General features: G+C 42.5%; 9 protein-coding genes and 1 pseudogene. All 10 read right to left on the bottom strand.

Going from position 1 to position 9279, the window contains the following annotated elements; genetic code table 11:
* On the bottom strand, positions 1 to 484 hold a 484-nt coding region (locus Q0236_RS11920; RefSeq protein WP_297918322.1), incomplete at its 3' end, for a tetratricopeptide repeat protein.
* 381 nt (positions 485 to 865) lie between these two features.
* Entirely contained in the window at positions 866 to 2149 is a 1284-nt protein-coding gene (gene argS, locus Q0236_RS11915; RefSeq protein WP_367274751.1) for an arginine--tRNA ligase, read from the bottom strand.
* A gap of 246 nt (positions 2150 to 2395) precedes the next feature.
* A pseudogene (locus Q0236_RS13320) lies at positions 2396 to 2662 on the bottom strand (arginine--tRNA ligase); the annotation flags it as partial.
* 5 nt (positions 2663 to 2667) lie between these two features.
* Positions 2668 to 2877, bottom strand: a complete 210-nt coding sequence (tatA, locus tag Q0236_RS11910) for a twin-arginine translocase TatA/TatE family subunit (protein WP_297918317.1) — start codon at positions 2875 to 2877, stop codon at positions 2668 to 2670.
* A 10-nt stretch (positions 2878 to 2887) separates the two neighbouring features.
* The gene (gene gmk / locus Q0236_RS11905; protein WP_297918314.1) at positions 2888 to 3502 is read right to left on the bottom strand and encodes a guanylate kinase; all 615 of its coding nucleotides are present in this window, start codon (positions 3500 to 3502) and stop codon (positions 2888 to 2890) included.
* Entirely contained in the window at positions 3502 to 5580 is a 2079-nt protein-coding gene (locus Q0236_RS11900) for a hypothetical protein (protein WP_297918313.1), read from the bottom strand. The genes gmk and Q0236_RS11900 overlap by 1 nt, the downstream gene beginning before the upstream one ends.
* 57 nt (positions 5581 to 5637) lie before the next feature.
* Complete coding sequence (locus tag Q0236_RS11895) at positions 5638 to 6279, bottom strand: ABC transporter ATP-binding protein (RefSeq protein ID WP_297918310.1); 642 nt, start codon at positions 6277 to 6279, stop codon at positions 5638 to 5640.
* A 2-nt stretch (positions 6280 to 6281) separates the two neighbouring features.
* On the bottom strand, positions 6282 to 7541 hold the full coding sequence (tsf, locus tag Q0236_RS11890) for a translation elongation factor Ts (protein WP_297918325.1): 1260 nt from the start codon (positions 7539 to 7541) through the stop codon (positions 6282 to 6284).
* A 186-nt stretch (positions 7542 to 7727) separates the two neighbouring features.
* Positions 7728 to 8246 (bottom strand): NUDIX hydrolase, encoded by a 519-nt coding sequence (locus Q0236_RS11885; RefSeq protein WP_297918307.1) that lies wholly within the window; start codon positions 8244 to 8246, stop codon positions 7728 to 7730.
* Between the two features lies 1 nt (position 8247).
* A complete protein-coding gene (locus Q0236_RS11880; RefSeq protein WP_297918304.1) occupies positions 8248 to 9018 on the bottom strand; it encodes an RNA methyltransferase in 771 nt (256 codons plus the stop codon).
* Between the last annotated feature and the right edge of the window lie 261 nt (positions 9019 to 9279).

The raw sequence follows: 9279 nt of genomic DNA, 5'->3' as shown, positions 1-9279 counted from the left end.
CCACCGCCTTTGCCTGATCCGCCGCGAGCCCAAAACCGCCCGTGAAATAGACCACGCCCGCATTGTGGCAGCTCTTGGCATAGCCCAAATCGCAGGCCTTAACGTAACGCTGCGCGGCGGCAACGAAGTCCCTGCTTAGGCGCCCTCGCTGATACAGGTTGCCTAGCTTGTGGCAGGCTATGGCGACGTTTTTATCGCACGCTGCGGCATAAAATACGCCCGCTTGCGTCGCATTGCCCTCGCCGTCGTATAGGGCTCCCAAATCAAAGCAGCTATCTTTCTCGCCCGCCTCGTAAGCCTTAGCAAGAGCAAGTTTGGCGCCTTCGTAATCTCCGCGGGAGAGCTTGTCGCGCCCCAGCTGCGCGCAGCTTACGCCATCGCCGCGGTAGCATTTAAACGATAAAACGGGCGACGGCAAAAAAAGCACCATAACCAAGACGCAAACGGCGATAGAAAGCGCCGCTATGTCGATGATCTTTCTCATATCTATCCTTTTTGCGACGATGCGCCGCGGGGCTTAAGGAGTACTCTTGCAGGCAAATCCCGCCCGAGTAAATTTCGCGGATGAAATTTTGCCGCCTTAAAGCTCTACTTTAAAAATTTTGCCTAGAGTTTTCACGCCGTAAAATTTTAAAATTTCAAAATTCCGCAAGCGGTAAATTTGCAGCCGAATTTAAATTTTACGAACAGCGCAGTAGCGATACCGCAAAACAGCTCGTAAAATTTTTAAAATCGAAATTTTACGAGCTGTAAATTTAGAACTAGCCTTAAAATTTCTTAGAAGTAAAATTTCGCTTTGTATTTTAAATCATAAAATTTCGTTCGTGAGATTTAGGGCTATCGGCGCGAAATGTAGCCCGCGCGGCTACATCTTCTCTTTCGCGCTTAGGCCCATCAGAGCAAACGCCGTGCGGATACTAAGCGCCACGAGCGCGAACAGCTTGAGCTTCGCATCCTCGTTCTCGCTGCCTACGACGCGGTTTTCGTTGTAGTATTTGTGAAAGTCCGCCGCGAGCGCCTTTAGAAAATCTGGCAGCTTCTGCAAGCCGCGCGAATTAAATGCGTCGTTTAAAATTTCATTCAAGCCAAGCGCCGCAAAAGCTAGGCCGAGCCCCGCTTCATCCAGCGTGCCGAAGTCCGCGCCCAGGACATCCGCCTCGCGCTTGCCCGCTTTGGTAAAAATTTGATTGACCCGCGCGTGGGCGTAGTTGATGTAAAAGATCGGATTGCTGCTGTCCTCGCGCGCGAGCTCGTCCACGTCGAACTCAAGCGGCGTCTCGCCCTTTTTGCTGATGAAGATAAATCGCATCGCGTCCCTGCCGATCGCAGCGAGCACGTCGCTCATCAAAATCGCGTTGCCCGCGCGCTTGCTCATCTTGTAAGTCTGCCCGTCTTTGAGCAAATTTACCATCTGCATTAGGATGATCTCGAGCCTGCTTTCGTCATAGCCCAGAAAATGCACGGCAGCCTTTAGACGCGCGGTGTAGCCGTGGTGATCGGCTCCCCAGATGTTGATGCAGCGCTCATATCCGCGCTCAAATTTGTTGTTGTGATAGACGATGTCGCCCGCAAGATAGGTCGGGCGCGCATCCTCGCGGATGACGACGCGATCCTTTTCGTCGCCGAGCTGCGATGAGCGGATCCAAATTTTGCCCTCCTGCTCATACATCTTGCCGCTGCGCTCAAGCTTCTTAATCGTAGGCTCAAGCTCGCCGTAGAGGCTCTTTTCGCTAGCCCAGTTTTGGATATGGATGCCTGCGTCTGCGAGATCTTTTTGGATGATCTTTAACACTTCGTCTTTAGCAAACTCCGCAAGGATCAAAACGCGCGATTCGTCGCGGAAAATTTCATCGCCAAATTGGGCGCGCGCAAGAGGGATGATCTCGTCGATATACTCGCCGCGGTAGTATTTCTCGGGGTAGCTCACGTCCTCGCCCGCAAGCTCGCGCGCACGAAGTGCGATCGAAGTGCCCAAAAGCTCGATCTGATTGCCCGCGTCGTTGATGTAGTACTCGGTATCGACGCGGTGCCCCAGATAGCCTCCGATGCGTGCAAACGTATCGCCGTAAACGGCGCCGCGCACGTGCCCGATATGAAGCGGACCGGTCGGATTGGCGCTGATGTATTCAAGCAGAATTTTTTGCGGCATAGCGGCGGAATTCCGCGCCTCATCGCAATTTGATGCTGCGATGGAATTTGACGCCTCTTCGAAATTCTGCGAAATAAAATTTTGGCTAGCGGCGGAATTCCGCGATTTAGCGGCGTCATTGCCGCTCGCAGCTAGATTTGCAGCGGAGCCTTTGCTAGCAGGCTCACTCACGCAAAGCTTTTCCGAAGCCGGTAAAATTCCGGCTCCGAGTTTCGCGTCGTTTTTCGCAAAATCGCCGCCCAGGCCAAGAGCATTTTCAGCAAGAGCGCCCAACACGGCGGGCTTTAGGTGAAAATTTAGATAGCCGTTAACCGCCGTCGCGCTTAGAATTTCGCTATCTTTAAATTTAGCCGCAAGTTCCTCGGCGATGAGCTTAGGCGCCTTTCGCAGCTCTTTAGCCAGCGCAAAAGCCTCGGGCGAGGCGTAATGGGCCAAGCTTTTATCTTTGGGTTTTTCTAAAACGACTTTGCGAGATAAAATTTTAAAAATTTCGTTTAAGACTAAATTTTTCAAATCCCTTACGCCTTTTTATTATCGCTAATTTCGGCGTCTCTAACCTCTTCCTCGGCCTTTTTCTCGACCTTTTCAGGCGTGTCGTCCTCCATCTCTTTTTTGAAGGTCTTAATGCCCTTGCCTACGCCCTTTGCGAGCTCCGGGATCTTTTTAGCTCCGAAAAGCAACACGATGATCACTAAGATAATTAGCAGTTGTTGAACGCTTACGCCCATTTTTTCTCCTTTAAATTTTCCAAATTTCGATTAGCTTGCCTATGTCGCGGCTTGCCGTTTCTAGTTTGATAGTTTTGTAGATTGATCTTAAATTTTCATACGCCGCTTCTAGGCGGTCGTTTATTATGAAATAATCATACTCGCCTAGGCGCTCCATCTCCTCTTGCGCGTTTCGCAGGCGCAAAGCAATATCGGCGGGATCATTATCGCCACGAGCACGCAACCTATCCCTAAGCTCCGACAAGCTCGGCGTAGTAATAAATACGCTAGTAAGCTCGCTTTTAGGCACTTTGCTACGCACGATCTCATATCCTTGCACATCGATGTCAAAAATCACGATCTTACCCCGCTCAAGCTCGCTTGTAACGGCTTTTAGCGAAGTACCGTAGTATTTGCCATGAACTAACGCCCACTCTAAAAACTCTCCGCGATCGATGCCTGCGCGAAACTCGCTCTCGCTTATGAAATGATAATTTACGCCGTCCATTTCGCCGGCTCTCATCTCGCGCGTCGTAGAGGAGATCGAGAAGTATATCTGCTCGTCAAATTCTGCGATAAGACGCTTTATAAACGTGCTTTTGCCGCTGCCGCTAGGACCGGAGACGAGCAAAATTTTGCCTTTCACTATCTATCTCCAAACGATATGTCGATATTGATCTTAAAGTCCTTCAGCGCGTCCTTAGCATCCTTACTGCCCGCAAATTTCTCGATCGTGTTTGCGATGCCCGCTTCTAGATCATCACGCAACTTGGTTTTCAGCTCCTCAGCGCTCGGTTTTTTGCTATGCTCGTTGCGCAGCGGCTCGCTTTTGACGCTGGGCTCCAACTCGCTTGCCATAAGGCTGGCAAACTCCGCCGCAGCCGAAGCGGCAAGCTCATTCGGTATAGCTTGCGCGCCAAATTTCATCTCATTTACCTGCTCGGACGCGCCGAATTTATGCGTTTTAAATTCTGCGCGCTCCGAAGGCTTTGATATAGGCTTTGAAGCATTAAATTTTATCTGCTGCGCGGCGCTCTTTGCGGGCTTGCCGGATTTAAATTGCTCGCTATCTGCGGAGTTTGCGGCAAACGAGTTTGCAAAATCGCCCTCCATAGCGCGCAAAAATCCGTCCGCAAACCCGCTGGCAACGCTATTGGCTTGCTCGCTTTGCTTCGGTAAATCTGAGGCATCTAATATGTGCGGCAAGTTTAGCTCCGAAAAATTTGGCGCAGGAGTAGAATTTGTAGAAGCTACGAAATTCGCGGAAGCTGCGAAATTTGCGCCAATTGAATTCCATGCTTCATTATGAGCAGACATAGGCGCATTCTGTGCAAGTCCGCTAGTAAATTCCATGCTTTGAAACGGAACGGCGTTATAAAGATTTTCGCGAGGTATATCGCCCGCACCCGCTAACGCAATCGGCGTATCTGAAGCGACCTCGTATTGAGACGAAATTTGCGTTTTTTGAAAATCCGTAGCCGTTTTATTTTTATCATGCGCAGATCTTTTCTCCTCTTTTTCATCGGAAGCAAACGCAGCCGCGGCAAAATTATCATATCCGCCAAACTCCTCCACGGGCATGCCAGCGCTATCGAAAAGCCTGGAAAAATCCATATCAAATCCACTGTTAACAGGCGCGCCAGCTGCATCTTGCACTACTTGCGAGGCAGAATTTTTTTCATCTGTTTTATAGGCAAATGAGCCGTCTACTTCATGCTGTTTAAGCGCAACGTTCGCAGAGTCTTTCGTTTCCTCTAGATTAGGCGCAACGTCTGCCTTTTTTTCAACAGCAGTTTCATTAGAGCTATCAGCTCTTTGCGGCTCGTCTTGCTGGGCAAGCGGTAAAGTTTCGCTTGCCCGTGTGGTGGAAATTTCATCTTCTATTTGCGATTTATTTGTTTTGAAATTCTTAGGATTTTCATCATCTAGCGCCGCTAGAGCTATCGGAGCGTCATCCTTTGCGAGCGAAATTTCGCCCTGAGGCGCGTTATTATTTTCAGCGGGCTCACTTGTGCCGATACTATTTAGCGGCACATCCTCAGGGATATCGCTAGCAGCTAAGTTTAGAGGCATATCGTCTGCGATATTATCCGCAATCTTTTCTGCGACGGCGTTAAGCGGCGTGTCATCGGCGATGGTGTCCGCAAGAGCTGCTTCATCTGCAAGCTGCGAGAGCGGAATATCATCTGCGATCTCGTCCGTGCGCGGCATATCGCCTACCAACTGCGAAAGCGGCACATCATCTGCAATCTCGGGCGCTATATCGTTTGCCAGCTGTGAAAGCGGTATATCCTTGCCGGAGTCATAAAAGCTATCCACAAGCTCTTCAAAATTACTGCCCGAAGCGGAATTTGCCTGGTCAATCGCATCGATCTCTTTCATCACAGAGCTTGCATCGGCAAATTCTTTCGCCATTTTTTCTTTAGCCTGCACGCTCATATTTTGAACCGAAAATTCGCTAATAAACGTAATGAGCTCAAGCGGCGAAAAAGGCTTAGTAAGGGTATATCGCGCTCCTGGCACCGAGACATTTTTAGGCGTCAGAAACAGCGTCTTATTAAGATCAAATTTTGAAATATCATCGCCATCTTCATAATTTTTTATCGTCAAATCATATTCACTCTCGTCTGCACTATATGCTACCAGGTCCGCACCGATGCGCTCGCAGCAAATATTTACGACACTTGCAACCTGCTCATTGTGATTGTCAAGTAGAATTTTCATTTATGACCTTTTAGAAAGAATTTGGGCTATTGTAAGATATTTTTGGTTATTAATTGCTTATATTTCTGCTAAATTTCGATCGTTTATGCGATAAACTTTGCTGCATTTTTGCGCCAAGCCCTCATCGTGCGTAACCAAAACTAGCGCGCCGCCGCTGTGCGAAACGTACTCAAAGATCACGTCCATGACCTCGTTTGCGGTATCCTTGTCTAAATTTCCCGTAGGCTCGTCGGCGAAGATTATGCGCGGCTTTTTGCAAAGTATGCGAGCGATGCTCACGCGCTGCTGCTGTCCGCCGCTAAGCTCGCCGACGCCTTGAGCAAGGGTATTTTCTATCTTAAGCTTTTTTAAAATTTTCTGATCTATCGCATTATTCGTAAGTTTGGCGGCGAGTTCGATATTTTCGCCGGAGGAAAAACCCTTAAAAAGGTAGTGGGATTGAAATATTATGCCGAAGTCGTTGCGGCGGATTTTAAGTCTCTCATCGGAGCTTAGCTCGTAAATACTGCGCCCGCCGTAGATCACTTCGCCCGAGTTCGGTTTTAAAAGCGTGCATAAAATATGAAGCAGGGTCGATTTGCCGCAGCCGCTAACGCCCAAAATAGCGATACTCTCGCCCTCCCCAACGCTTAAGCTTACATTTTCAAAGAGCGTATAATCATACGCGTGAGTAAGATTTACGCCCTTTAGAAGTTCCATATTTAGCCGATTTGAGCCGCTACTTCGGCAGCGAAGTCTTCGCTCTTTTTCTCTAGGCCTTCGCCCACTTCGAAGCGGACGTATTTTACGATCTCGATCTTGCCACCTAGTTTTTTAGCTTCTTCCTCGATAACCTGCTCGACGGTTTTCTTATCGTCCATTACGTAAAATTGCCCTAGCAGCGTGAGGCGCTGATCGATTTGAGTATTGTCGGCGATGAAGCGATCGATCTGACCCGGTAAAATTTTATCCCAAATTTTTTCAGGCTTATTTTGCTTGCGAAGCTCGTCTTTTAAAGCTTCGATCTCTTTGGCTAAAATTTCATCGCTTAGATGCGCGCGCGAGCCGAACTGCGGGATCTTATGAAGGGGCTTACCTAAGCGCACAAACTCCTCATTTTCCTTCTCAAACTCGCCTTTAAGAGCTAAAAATTCCTTCTCGATAAAATCAGGGTCAAGCTCTTTATAGCTGATAACCTGAGGTTTCATCGCGGCTGCATGCATGCAGAGATTTTTTATAAGCTCCTTCGCACCCTCCGCAGTTCGCTCGCTGTCACAAGCTGCTGCGATGATTACACCTACGCGACCGTTTGAGTGCAGGTAGCCGTTTACCACGCCGTTTGCGCCCGCCTTAATCGTCTCAAATCTTCTAACGACCAAATTTTCGCCGATCGTAGCAATCTGGCTTTTTAGATGCTCATCAAATTTAACGCCATCGATGATGCTGGAATTTAGCTCATCAATGCTGCTAATGCCCTTGTTTTGGATATGTAGAGTAGTATTTTTAACTAAATTTATAAAATTTTGAAATAAAGTTTCTTTAATATTTATTAAAGATTCTTTCTTTTCTTCACTCATTTTATCATTACTAAAACTTTCTCCTGCAACCTTGTAATCCCCTATATGTAAAGTATTTACTGTAATTCCTAAATTAGCTAAAATATTTTTAAAATAAGGTTCTTTATATTCATAACCACGAAAGTATAAACAAGATTGTTTAGTATTTAACATATAGATTTTATTTGCAAGTAAGGCAACTTGATAAGAATACTCATCAAAAGTTGTTCCTATTGCAATAATTTCTTTATTAACTGATAATTTTTCAAAAATTTTTTTTATTTCTTCAATATGAACTCTTGATAAATCAACTTCATCAATATCAATTATTATTTTTTCAATTTTTTTATCATTAACTAAATTTTCTAAGGCTTTTAAAAGTGCTTCATGAGATAAAGTTTTATTGATAGATATAGTAGATATCATATAATCTTCTACAAGCTCATTTAAATTAAAAACTACTGTTTTAATTCCCTTTAAAGAAACTTTATCTTTATTTTTTAACTTTCCTAAAATAAAAAGAATAGGAATAAGAAGAACAACTATAACAACTATTGAAACAATAACTGCTTGTAACAATGCAGATAAAACGAACATATAAACCTCCACAAACTATTTTACTATATTTTTCATATTTAAATAACTTAATGCAATTATAGTTTTTGAATCTTCAAAACTAAAAATATTTATTTCATTTATAGGTATTCTAACAATTTCAAGAAATTCATTTTCATCAAGATGTTGATGAGTTTTCTCTAAATCACTTGCATAAAATAAATGATATTGTCCTGCATTTACCCCTGCTGAATTATAGTAAGTACATATCTTTTCTAATTTATTTGCTCTATAACCAATCTCTTCTTCAAATTCTCTTTTAGCAGCTTCAAGAATATCTTCTCCCTTTTCAACTAAACCTGCTGGAATTTCAAGAAGTTCTTTTTTTATTGCAGGTCTATATTGCTTTACAAAAATAATTTCACCATCTATTTCTGCTATTATTGCAACAACTTCTTTTTTTCCTGTAAATGTCCAAGTTACAATATTATTATTAGGTAAGCCAAGTTTTTCTTCAAAAACAGTTATTACATCATTTTTAAAAACTTGCTTTTTTGATATATGTATAAATTTCATATTAAAAAGCTCCCTCTATCTCTCTAAATTTATATAAGATAATACCTGTTGCTACTGCAACATTTAATGATTCTGTATTTGAAAGTATAGGAATAATTGTTTTATAATCAGTTATATTTATAAAATCATCAGAAATTCCATTTCCTTCATTTCCAAAAATTATTGCATTTTTTTCTTTTAATTTTATTTTATTATAAGGAATAGCAGTTTTATCTAAATAAGTTGAAATTATAGAATAATTATTTTCTTTTAAAAAATTAATGATTTCAGATTTTTCTAAATAATAAAGATTTACATTTAAGATTGAACCCATAGTTGCCCTTATAACCTTTTCATTATAAGCATCAACTGTTCCCTTAGTCAAAATAATATCTTTAAAGTTAGTTGCATCACAAATCCTTATAATTGTTCCTAAGTTTCCAGGGTCAGACACATCATCTAAAATAACTAAATTATTTGAAAGAGATTTTAAATCATTAGTCTTTTTATTATATAGAATTATAATTCCTTGTGAGTTTTCTTGTGAACTTAATTCTTCAAAAATTTTTCTTGTCACAACAATTTTTTTACAAGAAAATTTATTCATTTTTTCAAAATAAAAATTAGATTGGAAAATATCCTCTCTAACAATTATCATTTCAGGGGAATAATTATAATCTAAAAATTTATATCCCTCTGCTAAAAATTTATTTTCACTATCTCTATACTTTTTTTGTTTTAATTTTTTTAAAGATTTTATTAATTTATTTTCTTTGCTTTCTATAATTTCCATAATCAACTCCTATTCTGTTTTAAATTATAACATAATTTTCTTTGCATTGGTATTTTTTCAAAATAAAAATGGATAATTTTTTCTAAAACATTAGAAATTATCCATTTTTTAATAATTTATTAATTTTACTTTTGTATAATTCCTTCTAAAGCAATATGACCATTTTCAAATAAAACTCCTCCACAACCATCTACTCTTTTAGTTGAGGCTGCATATAATACACCATCTATATTCATTACACTATTTAACATTGTACTCATA

The organism is uncultured Campylobacter sp., assembly GCF_938031315.1.
In the GTDB taxonomy this organism is placed as follows: Bacteria; Campylobacterota; Campylobacteria; order Campylobacterales; family Campylobacteraceae; genus Campylobacter_B.
This window is presented reverse-complemented; position numbering and strand designations above follow the sequence as displayed.

Bases quoted from the DNA above. Each gene is read 5' to 3' on its own strand.
- Q0236_RS11885 (WP_297918307.1), bottom strand. From the start codon at position 8,246: ATGAAATTTATACATATATCAAAAAAGCAAGTTTTTAAAAATGATGTA.
- argS (WP_367274751.1), bottom strand. From the start codon at position 2,149: ATGCCGCAAAAAATTCTGCTTGAATACATCAGCGCCAATCCGACCGGT.
- Q0236_RS11900 (WP_297918313.1), bottom strand. From the start codon at position 5,580: ATGAAAATTCTACTTGACAATCACAATGAGCAGGTTGCAAGTGTCGTA.
- tsf (WP_297918325.1), bottom strand. From the start codon at position 7,541: ATGATATCTACTATATCTATCAATAAAACTTTATCTCATGAAGCACTT.
- Q0236_RS11880 (WP_297918304.1), bottom strand. From the start codon at position 9,018: ATGGAAATTATAGAAAGCAAAGAAAATAAATTAATAAAATCTTTAAAA.
- tatA (WP_297918317.1), bottom strand. From the start codon at position 2,877: ATGGGCGTAAGCGTTCAACAACTGCTAATTATCTTAGTGATCATCGTG.
- Q0236_RS11895 (WP_297918310.1), bottom strand. From the start codon at position 6,279: ATGGAACTTCTAAAGGGCGTAAATCTTACTCACGCGTATGATTATACG.